18 protein-coding genes and 1 tRNA gene are annotated in these 16364 nt (G+C 66.1%); 6 read left to right on the top strand and 13 right to left on the bottom strand.

What is annotated here, in order from left to right; translation table 11 throughout:
• Positions 1 to 85: 85 nt before the first annotated feature.
• Positions 86 to 634 (top strand): pseudouridine synthase, encoded by a 549-nt coding sequence (locus ABIC17_RS11105; RefSeq protein ID WP_354281860.1) that lies wholly within the window; start codon positions 86 to 88, stop codon positions 632 to 634.
• Positions 635 to 818: 184 nt separating this feature from the next.
• On the opposite strand, the gene ABIC17_RS11100 is transcribed toward ABIC17_RS11105, so the two are convergent.
• From ABIC17_RS11100 to ABIC17_RS11085, 4 genes are all read right to left on the bottom strand, one after another.
• Positions 819 to 1598 (bottom strand): 3'(2'),5'-bisphosphate nucleotidase CysQ, encoded by a 780-nt coding sequence (locus ABIC17_RS11100; protein ID WP_354281858.1) that lies wholly within the window; start codon positions 1596 to 1598, stop codon positions 819 to 821.
• Entirely contained in the window at positions 1591 to 2946 is a 1356-nt protein-coding gene (locus ABIC17_RS11095; RefSeq protein WP_354281856.1) for a TldD/PmbA family protein, read from the bottom strand. The genes ABIC17_RS11100 and ABIC17_RS11095 overlap by 8 nt, the downstream gene beginning before the upstream one ends.
• A gap of 71 nt (positions 2947 to 3017) precedes the next feature.
• Positions 3018 to 3944: a 4-hydroxybenzoate octaprenyltransferase gene (ubiA, locus tag ABIC17_RS11090; protein WP_354281854.1), complete on the bottom strand. Its 927-nt coding sequence runs from the start codon at positions 3942 to 3944 to the stop codon at positions 3018 to 3020.
• Between the two features lie 117 nt (positions 3945 to 4061).
• Complete coding sequence (locus tag ABIC17_RS11085) at positions 4062 to 4376, bottom strand: hypothetical protein (protein ID WP_354281852.1); 315 nt, start codon at positions 4374 to 4376, stop codon at positions 4062 to 4064.
• A gap of 281 nt (positions 4377 to 4657) precedes the next feature.
• Between ABIC17_RS11085 and ABIC17_RS11080 the strand changes: the two genes are divergently transcribed.
• Positions 4658 to 4813 (top strand): hypothetical protein, encoded by a 156-nt coding sequence (locus ABIC17_RS11080; RefSeq protein ID WP_354281851.1) that lies wholly within the window; start codon positions 4658 to 4660, stop codon positions 4811 to 4813.
• On the opposite strand, the gene ABIC17_RS11075 is transcribed toward ABIC17_RS11080, so the two are convergent.
• From ABIC17_RS11075 to ABIC17_RS11065, 3 genes are read right to left on the bottom strand one after another with little or no spacing between them, the layout of a single operon-like run.
• Positions 4800 to 5201 carry a VOC family protein gene (locus ABIC17_RS11075; RefSeq protein WP_354281849.1) on the bottom strand — a complete coding sequence of 134 codons (402 nt, stop codon included), beginning with the start codon at positions 5199 to 5201 and terminating at the stop codon, positions 4800 to 4802. The two genes, ABIC17_RS11080 and ABIC17_RS11075, sit on opposite strands and share 14 nt — an antisense overlap.
• Before the next feature lie 25 nt (positions 5202 to 5226).
• Positions 5227 to 5688 carry a hypothetical protein gene (locus tag ABIC17_RS11070; protein WP_354281847.1) on the bottom strand — a complete coding sequence of 154 codons (462 nt, stop codon included), beginning with the start codon at positions 5686 to 5688 and terminating at the stop codon, positions 5227 to 5229.
• On the bottom strand, positions 5685 to 6365 hold the full coding sequence (locus ABIC17_RS11065; protein WP_354281845.1) for a YoaK family protein: 681 nt from the start codon (positions 6363 to 6365) through the stop codon (positions 5685 to 5687). The genes ABIC17_RS11070 and ABIC17_RS11065 overlap by 4 nt, the downstream gene beginning before the upstream one ends.
• Before the next feature lie 174 nt (positions 6366 to 6539).
• Here ABIC17_RS11065 and ABIC17_RS11060 point away from each other — a divergent pair, with 174 nt between their 5' ends.
• The gene (locus ABIC17_RS11060) at positions 6540 to 7280 is read left to right on the top strand and encodes a 16S rRNA (uracil(1498)-N(3))-methyltransferase (protein WP_354281843.1); all 741 of its coding nucleotides are present in this window, start codon (positions 6540 to 6542) and stop codon (positions 7278 to 7280) included.
• A 54-nt stretch (positions 7281 to 7334) separates the two neighbouring features.
• On the top strand, positions 7335 to 8708 hold the full coding sequence (locus ABIC17_RS11055) for a glutamate--cysteine ligase (RefSeq protein ID WP_354281841.1): 1374 nt from the start codon (positions 7335 to 7337) through the stop codon (positions 8706 to 8708).
• On the opposite strand, the gene ABIC17_RS11050 is transcribed toward ABIC17_RS11055, so the two are convergent.
• A complete protein-coding gene (locus ABIC17_RS11050; RefSeq protein ID WP_354281839.1) occupies positions 8705 to 8962 on the bottom strand; it encodes a hypothetical protein in 258 nt (85 codons plus the stop codon). The two genes, ABIC17_RS11055 and ABIC17_RS11050, sit on opposite strands and share 4 nt — an antisense overlap.
• A gap of 117 nt (positions 8963 to 9079) precedes the next feature.
• Here ABIC17_RS11050 and ABIC17_RS11045 point away from each other — a divergent pair, with 117 nt between their 5' ends.
• Positions 9080 to 9787 carry a PAS domain S-box protein gene (locus ABIC17_RS11045; protein ID WP_354281837.1) on the top strand — a complete coding sequence of 236 codons (708 nt, stop codon included), beginning with the start codon at positions 9080 to 9082 and terminating at the stop codon, positions 9785 to 9787.
• A 16-nt stretch (positions 9788 to 9803) separates the two neighbouring features.
• Here the strand turns inward: ABIC17_RS11045 and mmsB are convergent, their stop codons facing one another.
• The 5 genes from mmsB to ABIC17_RS11020 form a co-directional block, all read right to left on the bottom strand.
• Positions 9804 to 10682, bottom strand: coding sequence for a 3-hydroxyisobutyrate dehydrogenase (gene mmsB / locus ABIC17_RS11040; RefSeq protein WP_354281835.1), 879 nt, complete (start codon positions 10680 to 10682; stop codon positions 9804 to 9806).
• Between the two features lie 131 nt (positions 10683 to 10813).
• The gene (locus ABIC17_RS11035) at positions 10814 to 11587 is read right to left on the bottom strand and encodes an enoyl-CoA hydratase (RefSeq protein WP_354281833.1); all 774 of its coding nucleotides are present in this window, start codon (positions 11585 to 11587) and stop codon (positions 10814 to 10816) included.
• Entirely contained in the window at positions 11584 to 12627 is a 1044-nt protein-coding gene (locus tag ABIC17_RS11030; RefSeq protein ID WP_354281831.1) for an enoyl-CoA hydratase/isomerase family protein, read from the bottom strand. Before ABIC17_RS11030 ends, ABIC17_RS11035 begins: the two co-directional genes overlap by 4 nt.
• A gap of 111 nt (positions 12628 to 12738) precedes the next feature.
• Complete coding sequence (locus tag ABIC17_RS11025; protein ID WP_354281829.1) at positions 12739 to 13884, bottom strand: acyl-CoA dehydrogenase family protein; 1146 nt, start codon at positions 13882 to 13884, stop codon at positions 12739 to 12741.
• Between the two features lie 37 nt (positions 13885 to 13921).
• Positions 13922 to 15463, bottom strand: coding sequence for a CoA-acylating methylmalonate-semialdehyde dehydrogenase (locus ABIC17_RS11020; RefSeq protein ID WP_354281826.1), 1542 nt, complete (start codon positions 15461 to 15463; stop codon positions 13922 to 13924).
• Positions 15464 to 16177: 714 nt separating this feature from the next.
• On the opposite strand from ABIC17_RS11020, the gene ABIC17_RS11015 reads away from it, so the two are divergent.
• Positions 16178 to 16251 (top strand) — tRNA-Gly (locus ABIC17_RS11015).
• Positions 16252 to 16364: the final 113 nt, after the last annotated feature.

Below are 16364 nucleotides of genomic sequence, written 5' to 3'. Positions count from 1 at the left end.
CGCGCCTGATCCGAAAAAAAGCCGCCGTCCGGGACAGCCCCGGGCGGCGGTTTTTTTATGCGCGCCTTGCGCGTAAGGCACGGCGATGGCCCGCCTGATCCTGCTCAACAAACCCTATGACGTCCTGTCGCAATTCACCGACGCGAAGTCCCCCACCCCGCGCGCGACGCTGTCCGACTATGTCGCGGTGCCGGGGATCTATCCCGCGGGGCGGCTGGACCGCGACAGCGAGGGGCTGATGCTGCTGACCGACGACGGGCGATTGCAGGCGCGAATCGCGGACCCGAAATTCAAGCTGCCCAAGACTTATCTGATCCAGGTCGAGGGCGACCCGGACGACGCTGCGCTGGCGCCGCTGCGCAAGGGGGTGGCGCTCAAGGACGGGATGACGCTGCCGGCCGAGGTCGAGCGGATTGCCGATCCGGCGTTATGGCCGCGCGACCCGCCGGTGCGGTTTCGCAAGAGTGTGCCGGATGGCTGGATCTCGCTGACGATCCGGGAGGGGCGTAACCGGCAGGTGCGCCGCATGACGGCTGCTGTGGGGTTTCCGACCTTGCGGCTGGTGCGGTGGCGGATTGGGAAGTGGACGATCGAGGGGCTGGCGGCTGGGGAGATGCGGGAGGTTATTGCGTGAGGGGTAAGGTTGGTTCTCGGTGAGACACGGCCCCACCCCCAGCCCCTCCCCTGAAGGGGAGGGGAGAATATGTCGCTAAGGCCCTCCCCTGAATCAGAGGGGAAATTCTCTTGTGTTCTTAAGCCCCTCCCCTTCAGGGGAGGGGTTGGGGTGGGGCCGTGCAGCAAAGCCCCCCTCAGCCATCTCACCCAGAAAGCGCCACAGCCCGCTCCCGCAACCGCTCGATCGCAGCAGCATGGATCCCCGGCACACACGTCACCACTCCGAACGCCTGCGCCCGCGGGGTGTTGAACGCGAGCGGCTGCCCCAGCGCATCGGTAACCCGCGCCCCCGCCTCAGCAGCGATCAGCACGGCGGCGGCAACATCCCATTCCCAGCCCCAGCGCAAGGTCGCGACCAGATCAGCCTCGTCCGCCGCAACCATCGCAATGCGCAGGGCAATCGAATTGGGTTTCGCCACCACGACCAGATCGCGATCGACCTTGGGTAAGGCGTCGGTCGGCACACGCGACCCGCTGAACGCCTGCCGATCCCCGACCGCGATCCGCGCATCGTTGCGCCACGCCCCCTGCCCCAGCTCCGCACGAAACACCTGCCCGCGCGCGCCCGCGTCGAGCACACCGATCACCGGACGCCCCGCATCGACCAGCGCGACAGACACCGCCCAGCCGTCACGCCCGCGAATATAGTCGCGCGTGCCGTCGATCGGGTCGACCACCCACAGCCGCGTGCAGCCCAGGCGGTCGGCATTGTCCGCCGTCTCTTCGGAAAGCCACCCGGCATCGGGGAGCAGCGCGCTCAGCCGGTCGCGCAACAGCGCATTCACTTCCAGATCGACCGCACACACCGGATCGCCCGGGCTCTTCTCCCAGCGAACGAAATCGGTGCGCCATTGCCGCAGCGCGAGCGCGCTTGCCTCCGCGACGACCGCGGCAACCGCGTCGGTCAGTCCCGCCTCAACCACTGGCGACGGTCATCCCCTCGACCCGCAGTGTGGGGACGTTGGTGCCATAGCGGAACTCGAGATCATTGGCAGGCGTGAGGTTGCGGTACATGTCGCGCAGATTGCCCGCGATCGTGAATTCGGCGACCGGTCCGGCGATCTGCCCGTCGACGATCCGGAACCCGGCAGCGCCGCGCGAATAATCGCCGGTCACGCCGTTGACGCCCATGCCGATCAGCTCGGTGACGAACACACCGCTCGCAATGTCGCCGATCAGCGTCTGCACCGGCATCTTCCCCGCGACCATGTGGAGGTTGCTCGGCGATACACCCGGAGCGCCGCCGACGCCGCGTGCGGCATGGCCGGTCGGCTCGAGCCCCAATTGCCGTGCCGATGCGCTGTCAAGCAGCCACGCTTCCAGCATGCCGTGCTCGATGATCGCGCACGGGCTGACCGGCAGCCCCTCGCCATCAAACGGGCGTGAGCGCAGCCCGTGCGGACGATGCGGATCATCAAGGATCGTCACGCCAGTCGAAAACACCTGGGTGCCCAGCGCATCGAGCAGAAAGCTCGTCTTGCGCGTGATCGCCCCGCCCGAGATCGCGCCGACCAGATGCCCGAGCAGGCTCGACCCGACACGCGGATCGAACACCACCGACATCGGGCCACTGGCGAGCCGTCCGGGATTGACCCGCGCCACCGCGCGCTCGCCGGCCTTGGTGCCGATCGCTTCCGGGGCTTCGAGCGCGCGCCGGTGCCGCGCGGAACTGTACGCATAATCGCGCACCATCTCGCCGCCGCCCTCGGTTGCGCCCGCCAGGACGCTGGCGGAGAGGCCGTAGCCCGTTGCCGCATAGGCCGCGGCGAACCCGTGGCTGGTCGCAAGCGCCCAGATCGACCGCGATCCGCTGGCCGAGCCGCCTTCGCTATTGGTGACACCGGGCACCGCACGCGCTGCATCTTCCGCCGCACGCGCCGCTTCGCGCAAGCTCTCGGGCGATGCCTCGCCACCGTCGTCGAGGTCCAACATCGGTGGTGCGCCATGCATCAGGCGTTCCTTGGGCGCGAGTCCGGCCCAGGCGTCCTCGGGGGCTTCCCGCGCCATCGCCACCGCCCGCTCGACTAGGGCGCTAATCGAATCTTCCGACAGGTCGGAGGTGGAAACGCTCGCCGAACGCTTGCCGACGAAGACGCGCAACCCAAGGTCCGCGCTTTCAGACCGTCCGACATCCTCAAGCGCACCAAGCCGAACGGATATGTCGAGCGACATGTCCGCGGCGTAAACGGCGTCGGCGGCGTCAGCGCCTGCAGCAGCGGCGCGGGCAACGATATCGGCAGCGCGATCCTGCGCTTGTTCGGGTGTCAGCATCAGCCGGACTTAAGGTGTCCCACCGCGCGATGCTAGAGCGGTTTCACGCAGCACCGCCCTTCAATGCCCCGTCAGATCGTCGTCCCCACGACCACGCACGCCAGGAACACCAGCAACCCTGCGAACCGGTTCGACCGGAACCGCGCAAGCGCGCCCGCGCCATCGTCGGGCGACAGCGTCGCCACCTGCCAGATGAAGTGCATCGCCACCGGCAGCAATGCGGCCACCGCAAGCCAGTCGGGCCGCAAGGTCCAGATCGCGCCAGCCCACAGCGCGAGTGCGGCCCCGTAAAATCCCGCCACGCCTGCGCGCACCTGGCTTCCCATCCGCAAGGCCGACGAGCGGACACCAATCAACGCGTCATCCTCGCGATCCTGCAGCGCGTAGATCGTATCATAGCCGACGACCCAGCAGATCGATCCCGCGTACAGCAGCAGCCCCGGCAGCGAGAGCGTCCGCGTGATCTCCCCCCAGCCAACCAGTGCCGCCCAGGAGAAGACCAGCCCGAGCCAGATCTGCGGCCACCACGTGATCCGCTTCATAAAGGGATAGGCAGCAACCGGCGCGAGGCTGCTCAGCGCAATCACCGCCGCGAACCAGTGCAGTTGCAGCAGGACGACCAGCCCGATGAGACACAGCAACACCAGCCAAACCGCCGCCGCCTTGACCGACACGGCCCCGCTGGCCAGCGGCCGACTGCGTGTGCGCGCAACTTGGCGGTCGAGGTCGCGGTCGACGATATCGTTGAAGACGCACCCCGCACCGCGCATCGCGATGCTCCCGAGCAGCAACCACAGGATCAAGTCCCACCGCTCGATCGCCGCGCCAGCCAACGCGATGCTCCACGCACCCGGCCAGAACAGCAGCCACCAGCCGATCGGCCGATCGAACCGCGCGAGTAAAGCGAAGGGTCGTACGCTCGCGGGCAACACCCCGATTATCCCGCTATGTTCGGTGTCGGGGGTCAGATGCGGGGCGGAGGGATCGGGTACGGGCATTGCGCTGCCGTAGCGAAGAGTTCGGGACTGGGAAATGCGTGGCGGCGTCTGTGCCACCACGAAAAAGGCCTCCGACCCGAGGGGCGGAGGCCTTTCGTACCGATCAAGCCGTATGGCTTACTTGTTGTCGTCCTTGACGCCGATCGTCGGGACCGAGACGGTCTCCTTCTCGGTCTTGACCTTGGGCACTTCGACGGTCTTCTCCGACGTGCCGACAACGACTTCCTTCGAGTCCATGTCGACCTTCGGCAATTCGCCACCCTTGACCGAAACCTCGGGGAGTGCACCGCTCTTGGTCACGTTCGCGCTCCAGAAGCCGGTCGCGAACAGCAAGCCAATAACGACCGCGATCACCACGAGGATGATGAGGATCGTGCGGCCCGCGCCGCTGCGCTTCTCGATGACAGGGTCGGTGCTGCGGTAGTCGGACATGGTTGGCTCCCTTTGGTAACGTTTTGTAATGACGACACTGAAACGAGATATGCGACGAGTGGTTCCGTGAAACTGACGAACGACAACGCAACCGATCACGCCTACCCCTTGAGCTGACGCGCATTTCTCCCCAAGCCTTGCTGCCCGGGGTGGCGCCGCGGGACATCGGCGGGCAACATGCTGCCTCGCTTTCGCCACCAGCGTTCGTCACAGCGGTCGCACCGCGTTGACCGGCTTTCACGTAGTCGCACTCGATTTTACGATCCCGGAGAACCCTGCCCTTGGTCCATCTATCCGTCGCGATCGGACGCTTTTTCGAAGCGTTGCTATGGGCACTCGCGCGCAGCGTCGGGATGGTCGCGGCGTGGGTGGTTCTCGGCGCGATCGCGGTCGCACTGTTAACGATGCTGATCCGCGCCGGGCTCAGGCGGCGGTAGGGCGCATCGGCTGGATCAGGTCCCAGCGATTGCCGTAAGGGTCCTCGAACACCGCGACGATGCCGTAAGGCTCATGTCGCGGGGCCTCGACGAAGCGAATGCCGCGATCGAGATAGGTCTGGTGGTCTCGCGCGAAATCATCGGTTTCGAGAAACAGGAACACCCGCCCCCCGCTCTGCGCCCCAATGGCCGCACGCTGCCGTTCCGTCGCGGCCCGCGCCAGCAAAAGCCCGCCGCCTCCGCCGGAAGGCACAACCACGACCCAGCGCTTGTCTGCGCTCAGCTGTCGATCCTCGTGCAGCTCGAACCCCAGCAGACCCACGTAGAAAGCGATCGCGCGATCGTAATCGTCGACCAGCACGGCGGTCAGCGCGATTCGTTGCGGCATCAGGACATCCTTCCATGAGGGCGCATCACACCAGTGCCGCCAGTCGTGCTGCGCGAACACGGTCCTTGGGTCTGCCGAAGTCGCGCAATAGCACACCCAGTTCCGCCCGATCGGGAACGAAGACGCTGACCCCTTCCACGTCCACCGCCACGCGGGTCTGCGGTCGCACCGCGTGCCAGCCATGCTCCGTCCGGTAACGGAACCCCGCCATCAACTCGACCGGAAGCGGGGCAGCCATCCACGTCCCGAACAGGTCCGACCGGAACTGCGGATGGTCGGCTTGAGGATGCGGTGCAATGTCGAGCGCAGCGAACAGCCGCCTGGCGTCGCCAATGCTCAGCAACACGTCGACATCCGCGACATCGTCCAGATCCACGCCGTGGAGCGCCACTGCCGCACTGGCGATCACCCACCACGGATCGTGCGCAGCCTGCATCACCTCGCCGACCGCGCGCAGGGTAAGCGTGAGCGCGGAACCGGGCGTCATTGGACGTTCCGGCCCGCCCGGCCGGACGCAACGTACGAAGGCTCCACCGGACCGAACGACAGTGCGAGCAGCGCAAGAGCGACCGCAAAGCTAGCCGCGCCCCAGATGCTCGCCATCCCAAACGACCGATAGGCGACGCTCCCCGCGACCGCGCCGCCGACCAGCCCGAGCCACAGTGCAAGATAAGGCACCCAGCCCCACCGGTCGCCGCCCATCAGCGCGTCGGCCAGCCGCTGTCCGAACTTTACCAGCGTTCCCGTCATGTAGGTCACCCCGATGCTGACTTCTCCCGCACGCTGGAAGGTCGTGTTCACACACCCCATTGCCGCCGCCATCAGCAGCGTCGCCCAGCCGTCCGCTACCAGCAGGTCGACCCATGCCGCAAGCGCAAGCAATCCGCCGACCGCCAGCAGGACGATGGGTTTGCGCCACGATCCCGCCACCCTGGCAATCACCGTTCCGGCTACGACTCCGCCGACGAACGCGGCCAACAGCCAGATCGCCATTCGGGCCACGGCAGGGTCGCCCGCCAAGCCGACCGCGAACCGCGTCGAGTTCCCGCTCATGAACGAAACGAACAACCCGCCGAGCTTTAGGAAGCCGACCGCGTCGACATACCCCGCCATTCCCGACGTGGCGGCCGCCAGCAGCCAGATGCGCGCGCCATAGCGTGTCATGGTCGATTCCCCATCTTCTCCCCCGGCGATGACCGGACCCCAGTAGCACAGCGTGGCGGGCAGGGCATTTCTCCCGATCTGCCGCACCCCGACTGGGCTCCCGCCCTTGCCGGGCAAACGCTCGTGCGATGCGAGCGATTGTACTGCCCCCGCGAATCCTTCTACGACGCCGCCATGCCCGCTACGCCCGCCTGGCCCCCGCAATCCACCCCGCGCCTGTTCGTCGAGCATCCGCTCGCGCCCGGCCCTTTGCGCGTCGAGGGCGCGCAGGCGCATTATCTCGCCACCGTGATGCGGATGAAGCCGGGCGATCCGGTCAAGCTGTTCGACGGCACGTCCGGCGAATGGCTTGGCGTCGCGGCAAGCGTAGGGAAGCGCGACCTGCTGCTCGACGTCACCGAACAGCTACGCGAGCGTGAGCACGTTCCCGACCTGTGGCTGTGCGCTGCACCGATCAAGAAGGGGCGGATCGACTGGGTCGCGGAGAAGGCGTGCGAGCTAGGCGTCGCGCGGCTGGTGCCGGTGCTGACTCGCCGGACGATCATCGACCGGTTGAACGGCGAACGCCTGCGCGCACACATGATCGAGGCGGCTGAACAATGCGGGCGCACCGCGGTTCCCGAACTCGTCGAACCCGTCAAACTGACCGCACTGCTACGCGACTGGCCTGTCGGACGGGCGCTGTATTTCGCGGACGAGACGGGCGGCGTGCCCGCTGCGGCAGCCATGCGCAACGGACCGGCAAGCGCCGCGATCCTGATCGGTCCCGAGGGCGGATTCGACGATGCCGAGCGCGAAGCGATCCGCGCCGTGACGGGCGCTGTGGCGATCACGCTCGGCCCCCGCATCCTCCGCGCGGACACCGCTGCGGCGGCCGCAACCGCGTTGTGGATGGCCGCGCGCGGCGATTGGTAGGTGGCGGATCGAAACGCGCTGGCGGGCGGCGCATCCCGGCGCTAAGGCGCGACGATGACGACGCGATCCGACACCATCAAGACCTCGCCTTTGATCGAATCGCGCGACCAGCTCGTCGCCAGTTTCGCAGCCGGGGAAAAGCCGCCCGAACGCTGGCGGATCGGCACCGAACACGAAAAGTTCGTCTACGCCGACAGCGATCATCACGCGCCGAGCTACACCGAAGAGGGCGGCATTCGTGACCTGCTCGATGCGCTGCAGGCGTATGGCTGGAAGCCGGTCGAGGAGAATGGCAACGTCATCGCGATGACCGGCAGCGACGGCTCGATCAGCCTAGAGCCCGCCGGCCAGTTCGAACTGTCGGGTGCGCCCCTCGAGAACCTCCACCAGACTTGCGCCGAGACCGGTCGCCATCTGGAACAGGTCAAGGCGATCGGTGAGAAGTTCGGGATCGGCTTCCTCGGCCTCGGCATGTGGCCCGACAAGACTCGCGCCGAACTGCCGATCATGCCCAAGGGACGCTATGCGATCATGCTGCGCCACATGCCGCGCGTAGGCACGATGGGCCTCGACATGATGCTGCGCACCTGCACGATCCAGGTGAACCTCGATTACCAGTCCGAAGCCGACATGGTACGCAAGTTCCGCGTCGGGCTCGCGCTGCAACCGCTCGCAACTGCGCTGTTCGCCAATTCGCCCTTCACCGAGGGCAAGCCCAACGGCATGCTCTCCTACCGCAGCCACATCTGGTCGGACACCGACTCGGCGCGCACGGGGATGCTCCCGTTCGTGTTCGAGGATGGCTTCGGCTACGATCGCTACACCGACTATGCGCTCGATGTGCCGATGTACTTCGTTTATCGCGAGGGCCGCTACATCGACGCCGCCGGGCTGTCGTTCCGCGACTTCCTCAAGGGGGAGTTGTCGGTCCTGCCGGGCGAGACGCCGACACTCGACGACTGGAACGATCATCTGTCGACCGCCTTCCCCGAGGTGCGCCTGAAGAGCTTCCTCGAAATGCGCGGCGCGGATGGCGGACCCTGGGGGCGGATCTGCGCACTCCCGGCCTTGTGGGTCGGTCTGTTGTACGACGATCAGGCGCTCGATGCGGCGTGGGATCTGGTCAAGCACTGGACGATCGAAGAGCGCCAAGCATTGCGGGACTCGGTACCGCGGCTCGGGCTCGACGCGCCGATCGCGGGTGGCAGAAAGCTGCGCGACATCGCGGGCGAGGTCCTCGACATCTCGCACGCGGGTCTTGCCGCGCGATCGCGGCTCGATGCGGGCGGAAGCAACGAGACGGGGTTCCTCGATCCGCTGCGCGAAGTCGTCCGTAGCGGCAAGGTGCCCGCGGAAGTGTTGCTCGAAAAGTATCACGGGCCGTGGGGCGGCGACGTGTCGCGAGTCTACGAGGACCTGCGGTTCTAGTCTGTCGTGACGGATCGTTCGCGGATCACCGCGACGATCTGTCGCCAGCTATCCGCGACCGTCGGCTGATCGGGCGTTGCGGCATCGACCTGTGCCTGCGCCAGGGAAAGCGCACGGGCGCCGAAGGTCTCGATCATAACCGTCGCCATCGTCGCGATCTTGTCGATGTCAGTGGCAGCATTCCCGTCCGCGCCTGCGTCGGGCGCGCCGCGTTCCGGATCAGTATTGGTCCCTCCGGACACGGCGGTGGGCATGGCGTGACACTCCCAACTAGGCGATGCACTGCCGGATACGCGCCGGATCGATGCCGCACCATAGCGCAGAAAGATCTATTAGCGGATTGAATCTGCACCCGAGATTGATGGAGAAAGATGACGTCGCCCTTTTTCGACCCTGTAGCGCCAATGGCGCATGTGCTGACGGATCTGGCGGGCACGTATCTCTCGGTCGATGACGCCTATTGCGAAATCCTGCGACGCGATCGGCGCGAACTGGTGGGCAAGGCCGCTGTCCAGTTCACCAGTCCGGTGGAACAGGCGCGGCACTTAGCCCTGATCGAACAAATGCGGGAAACCGGCGAGTCGGTCACGCTGAACAAAAGTTATGTCCGGTCGGATGGCAAGCTGAAGCGCGTGCAAAACCATGGGTCGGTAATCTCGGACGGCATCGGTCCCCGTCGCCTGATCGTAACGGTGCGGTCGCTACGCGATGCGGCCCCGATCGGGACGCTGGAGAGCAATTTCATCACGGTTTCACGCATGTTGCGGGCACGGCGCGGCAGGGAGGCGGCGTTCGGTGCGGACCGGTTCGCGGGCAGCCGATGGGACATCGCACTGGCTTGCTACAAGCTCGAATGCGCCGGTCCGCACATGACCGTGGGCGACATCTGCCGCGAAACCGCGATCGACGTGTCGCGTGGGATGTTGCTGGTGCTCGAAATGGTTGCGCGGGGCGATCTCGACATCGAGCGTGCGGGGCAGACCCTCGACGACTCATCGATCCGCATGGCACCGCGGCTTCAGCAGGATCTCGGTGCTTACCTCGCACATCATGGCGGTCCGCCCAGCCGGTGCGGCTGAGCGGCGCCATCCCGTATTACCCCCGCAGCAGCTTGATGATCGCGGAGAAGTCCAGGCCGCCTTGCCCGGCGTCCGCGAACCGCTGGTAGAGGTCCGCCGCCTGCGCGCCCATCGGCGTGTTCGCGTCCGCGTCTTTCGCAGCTTCGGCCGCGAGCTTGAGGTCCTTGAGCATCAACGCGGTCGCGAACCCGCCCTGATAGTCATGGTCGGCGGGCGTATCGGGGCCGACGCCCGGCACAGGGCAATAGCGCGTCATCGACCAGCTCTGCCCCGACGACACGCTCGAAATGTCGTAAAAGGTCTGCGCGTCGAGCCCGAGCTTTTCCGCGAGCAGGAACGCCTCGCACGTCGCGACCATCGTCGCGCCGAGCAGCATGTTGTTGGCGATCTTGGCGGCCTGGCCGGTGCCGTTGGCACCCGCGTGGATCACCGCCTGCCCCATCGCCGCGAGGATCGGTTGCGCGAGCGCGAAGCCTGCGTCGGTGCCACCGACCATGAAGGTCAGCGTCCCCGCATTCGCCGCGCCAATCCCGCCCGACACCGGCGCATCCACCGCGGTGACACCGTTGGCGAGCGCGAGCGCCGCGACATGCTTGGCGGTGGCGACGTCGATGGTCGAGCAATCGATCAGGATCGTCGCGGGCGAGACGTGCGCGGCGAACAGTTCGGCATAGACCGCTTCGACATGCCGCCCGGCGGGGAGCATCGTGACGATCGCCTCGGCCCCGTCCGCTGCCGCGGTGGCGGAACCCACCGGCGCGCAGCCCGCCGCCTTCGCGCGATCGAGCGCGTCCGCCGACAGATCGAACGCGCGGACGTCATGCCCCGCCTTAGCGAGGTTCGCGGCCATCCCGCCGCCCATGTTGCCGAGCCCGATGAATGCGATGCGTGCCATTGTCTCTCTCCTACTTCTCATACCCCCCTCCCGTTTGCGGGAGGGGTTGGGGGAGGGCAGTGCCGCATGGCGCACCGCTTGAGGCACGCCCCTCCCCTAGCCCCTCCCGCAAGCGGGAGGGGGATTTTGGGTTACTTCCCCGTCCACACCCCTTGGCGCTTCTCGACGAAGGCGGTCATGCCCTCGCTCTGGTCCTCGGTGCCGAACAACGCGTGGAACAGGCGGCGTTCGAACTGCACGCCCATGCTCAGGCTGGTCTCGAACGCGGCATTGACCATTTCCTTGTTCGCCAGCACCGCGAGCGGGGCCATGCCCGCGATCGTCGCGGCGACCTTGACCGCTTCCTCGACCAGATCGGCGGCGGGGATCACGCGCGAGGCGAGCCCGGCGCGTTCGGCTTCGTCCGCGTCCATCATGCGTCCGGTGAGGCACATTTCCATCGCCTTGGCCTTGCCGACCGCGCGGGTCAGCCGCTGCGACCCGCCCATGCCGGGCGAGACCGCGAGCTTGATCTCGGGCTGGCCGAACTTCGCACTGTCGGCGGCGAGGATGAAGTCGCACATCATCGCGAGCTCGCACCCGCCGCCGAGCGCATAGCCCGCGACCGCCGCGATGATCGGCTTGCGCGTGCGCGTGAAGCGATCCCAGCCTGCGAAGAAATCATGCGCGTACATGTCGGCAAAGCCCTGCGCCTGCATCTCCTTGATGTCCGCGCCCGCCGCGAACGCCTTCTCGCTGCCGGTGATGACCGCGCAGCCCTGCGACGGATCCGCATCGAACGCCGCCATCGCGGCGAGCAGGTCGGCGAGGATCTGGCTGTTGAGCGCGTTGAGCGCCTTGGGCCGATTGAGCGTGATCAGCGTGACGCGGTCGCGCTGTTCGACGAGGAGGGTTTCGTACGTCATGCCGGGGTCCATTCATCGGCTGGAGAGAGAGGCGCAAAGATCTGGTCGATCACGTGATCGGTCACGTCCTCCGGGGTTGCCGGGTCCCAGCGCGGGGCGTTGTCCTTGTCGACGATCACCGCGCGGACGCCCTCGAGGAAATCATGCCGCTGCACGACGCGCGAGCCGATCGCATATTCCTGCCGCATCTCGTCCTCGAACGTCGCCATCATGTGGCCTTCGTGGAGCAAGCGGAGCGACACCTTCATCGTCTGCGGCGACTTGGTGCGGAGCGTGGCGAGCTGCTGCGTCGCCCATTCCCCGCCATCCGCTTCGAGCGCAGCGTAGATCTCCTCGAGCACGTCCGAGGCGAACAGCCGGTCGATCGCATCGCGCTGCGCGAGGATTTTTGCTTCGGGCGGGGTTTCGCCGATCGCGTCGAGGGTTGCCGCGATCGCCTGTGGGTTGGCGGCGATCCGCGCCTTGGCATCGTCCAGCGCCGCGCTCGGCAGGTAATGCGTCGCCAGACCCAGCGCGAGGCACTCCGCCCCGTCGAGCCGGTGCCCGGTCAGCGCGAGATACTGCCCGATCCGCCCCGGCAACCGCGACAGATACCATCCGCCACCGACGTCGGGGAACAGGCCGATCCCGGTCTCGGGCATCGCGAACTTGGTGTTCTCCGTGGCGATGCGGAAATCGCACGGGCAGGCGATGCCCACGCCGCCGCCCATCGTGATCCCGTCCATGAAGGCGACCGTCGGCTTGGCGTAGGTGAACAGCCGGTGGTTGAGGCGATATTCGGTATGGAAGAACGCCCGCGCCGCGACGCCATCCGCCGCGCCGCTTTCCGCGAGCATCCGGATGTCGCCACCGGCGCAGAAGCCCCTGCCCTCGGCGTGGTCGAGCAGCACCACCTCGATCGCGGGGTCGGCACGCCACGCGTCGAGCGCGTCGAGCATCGCCGTGCACATGTCGGTCGTCAGCGCGTGAAGCGCCTTCGGGCGATTGAGCCGGATCCGGCCGACAGGCCCTTCGATCGAGGTCAGAACGTCGCTGTTCATGCAAGGTCTCTCATCACTGTCTTTGTGTCTTTGTGGCTTCGTGCGAGAAAAGTTCTTTTGCGCGCAAAGCCACAAAGCCACGAAGAAGAAGGGGGGCTTGGCTCCGCCGGGTTATTGTCGCGTCAGTTCGCGACCGATGATCATCCGCATCACCTGATTGGTCCCCTCCAGGATCGAATGCACCCGCAGATCGCGCCAGAAGCGTTCGATCGGGTAATCCATCAGATAACCGTAGCCGCCATGCAGCTGGAGCGCGCGGTCGGCGACCAGCGAGCCGGTGTCGGTCGACAGACGCTTCGCCATCGCCGCGAACTTGGTCTTGTCGGGCGCGTTCGCCGTCACCTTGGCCGCCGCCATGTACAGCAGCGCGCGCGCCGCCTCGAGGTCGGTCGCCATGTCCGCGAGCATGAACTGCGTGTTCTGGAAATCGCCGATCGCCTTGCCGAACTGCTTGCGATCCTTGGTGTAACCAATCGATTCATCGAGGCACCGCTGCGCGCCCCCGAGTGAGCACGCACCGATATTAAGCCGCCCGCCATCGAGCCCCATCATCGCGATGCGGAACCCTTCGCCCTCGCCGCCCACAAGGTTATCCACAGGGACATGCACATCCTCGAACACGACCTGCGCGGTCGGCTGCGAGTGCCAGCCCAGCTTGCGCTCGTTCGCGCCGAAGCTGACGCCGGGCATGTCCTTCTCGATCACGAGGCACGAAATGCCCTTGGGGCCATCCTCACCCGTGCGGACCATCGTGACATAGACTTCGTTCTCGCCGCCGCCCGAGATGAACTGCTTGGTGCCGTTGACGACATAATGATCGCCATCGCGGACCGCGCGCGTCTTGAGCGCCGCTGCGTCCGAGCCCGAGCCCGGCTCGGTCAGGCAATAGCTCGCGATCCGGTCCATCGTGACGAGCGAGGGAAGGTACTTGTGCTTCACCCCCTGCGCGCCGAACCGGTCGATCATCCAGCTCGCCATATTGTGGATCGAGATAAACGCCGAGGTCGATGGGCAGCCATAAGCCATCGCCTCCATGATCAGCGCCGCTTCGAGCCGACCGAGGTTGATCCCGCCCGATTCTTCGGAGACGTAGATCGCCGCGAACCCGAGCTCCGCCGCTGCCTTGATCGTGTCGCGCGGGAAGATGTGTTTCTCGTCCCACTCCGCCGCGAACGGCGTGATCCGGTCGGCGGTGAAGCGGCGCGCGAGTTCCTGGATCTCGCGCTGATCGTCGGTAAGGTCGAACTGGTCGGTCATTGCAGGCTTTCTTCTAGGGTCGCGGGCGATGCGGCAGTCAGCCCATTGTCGGAATCACGAACGCATCCTGGATCCGGCTCGGGCCGCCGTCCTCGCTGCCCGAAGACAGGGCCGAGCCGTCGGGCCAGCGTTGCGTCACGGTCTTGACCTTGGTCCAGAACTTGACGCCCTCCATGCCGTGTTGATTGGTATCGCCGAACGCCGATCGCTTCCACCCGCCGAAGCTGTGGTAGGCGACCGGCACCGGGATCGGCACGTTGATCCCTACCATGCCAACGTTGACGCGCGCGGCGAATTCGCGTGCGGCATGTCCGTTCCGCGTGAATATCGCCACGCCGTTACCATATTGATGCTCGCTCGGCAGGCGGACAGCATCCTCGAAATCGTTCGCGCGGACGATCTGCAGGACCGGGCCGAAAATCTCCTCCTTGTACGATTCCATCGACGTCGTGACGTGGTCGAACAGCGACGGGCCGATGAAGAACCCCTTTTCATGCCCCTGAAGCTCGAACCCGCGGCCGTCAACGACGAGTTCCGCGCCTTCGTCGACCCCGGTCTGGATCCAGTTCTCGATGCGGGTACGGTGCGCGGCGTTGACGACCGGGCCGTAATGCGCGTCCTTGTCGGTCGAGACGCCGACGCGAAGCGCGGCGATCGCCGGGATCAGCTTTTCGCGCAGCGCAATCGCGGTCTTCTCGCCGACGGGCACGACGACCGGCAGCGCCATGCACCGCTCGCCCGCAGAGCCGAACGCAGCGCCGGACAGATCCGCGACGACCTGGTCGAGATCCGCATCGGGCATGACGATCCCGTGGTTCTTCGCGCCCCCCATCGCCTGCACCCGCTTCCCCGCGGCAACACCGCGCCGGTAGACGTAATGCGCGATGTCGGACGATCCGACGAAGCTCACCGCGCTGATCGCGGGGTGATCGAGGATCGCGTCGACCATCTCCTTGTCGCCGTGGACGACCTGAAGGATACCCTCGGGCAACCCCGCCTCGCGGAACAGCTCGGCGAGCCGCACCGGCACCGACGGGTCACGCTCGGAGGGCTTGAGGATGAACGCGTTGCCGGTCGCGATCGCGACGCCCGACATCCACAAGGGGATCATCGCCGGGAAATTGAACGGGGTAATGCCGGCACCAATGCCGAGCGGCTGGCGCATCGAATAGACGTCGATCCCCGGGCCCGCACCCTGGGTGTACTCGCCCTTGAGCACATGCGGGATACCGCAGCAGAATTCGATCACCTCGAGCCCGCGCTGGATATCGCCCTTCGAATCCGCGATCACCTTGCCGTGCTCGGACGACAGCAGCTCGGCGAGCTCGTCCATATGCAGTTCGACCAGCCGCTTGAACTCGAACATCACGCGCGCCCGGCGCTGCGGATTGGTCGCGGCCCAACCCGGCTGCGCCTTCTGCGCGGCAGCGATGGCCGTATCCAGGTCGGCCTGCGTGCCGAGCGTCACGGTCGCCTGGACTTGCCCGGTGTTGGGGTCGAACACGTCGCCGCTACGCACTGCACCACCGCTGGTGCCGCCGTCGGCCCGCCCGGCGATGTGATGATCGATAATCCGCATGGCATCCTCTTCCGCTTGTTTTCCCGGCCTGTCGCCGATTCCGCAACGCACGCCAAGGGGCTATGACGCCAGAGATGGTTACAGGGGAAACTTTTTGCGATGGGTCGGGAGCGGTGACGGCCAGGTCGCGCGCGGGCGCATTCGGCGTCCTCATACCGCGCGCGCCGACATACGACATGATCGTCTCGTTTTGAAGCAAATGGCGGCAACCAATGCTTAACGCTGTATTAACCCGCATTGCGATTCTTACGTGCTCTTATACACTCGGCAACGTTGGAGGGGGTGATGCTCGCATTGCCGATCAACGACGTCGGCGCGCCTGTCTTTTGCAGCCGCGACGACGGTGCGCATTCATCGCTCACGTCGAACATCGGCGGAGCGAGGGTCAGTTGTCAGAGTGAGAGGATCGTCGTTTGGTCATGTTGAAACGCGCTGTGGGAACGCTCGAACCCGTTGCGATCGCGCTGGTCGTGATCCTGCTCTTCCTGGTCGCCTTTGCAGGATATTGGCTGGATAATCCCAAGTCGAGCGTCTGATCGGCCGGCACGGCATATCGACCGACGGCAAGCCGGTACGCGCCCGAATGTCACCAAATCGACCGCAGGATATTGACCCGCGGTGCGCGATCATGCGAATGGCCGGTCGTCGACGATGTGGTGTGCCAGCCAACGCAGCCCCGCCTCAGCCGACACTAGCGCAAGACGCCGGTGCGTCGCGGGTATAGTACAATGGTAGTACAGCAGCCTTCCAAGCTGAATACACGGGTTCGATTCCCGTTACCCGCTCCACTGCCGATAGCCGGTGCTACAGCGTTCGCCGGCCAGGATCACCGGACGCACCAGCGTATCGTTCAAGATCATCTCGCGCCCCTTCGCACCATCGATCTGACTCCAAAAACCGC

This window comes from Sphingomonas sp. PvP056, from assembly GCF_040549155.1.
Classification (GTDB): Bacteria; Pseudomonadota; Alphaproteobacteria; order Sphingomonadales; family Sphingomonadaceae; genus Sphingomonas.
The sequence above is the reverse complement of the archived record's forward strand: the minus strand, read 5'-3'. Positions and strand labels throughout refer to the sequence as shown.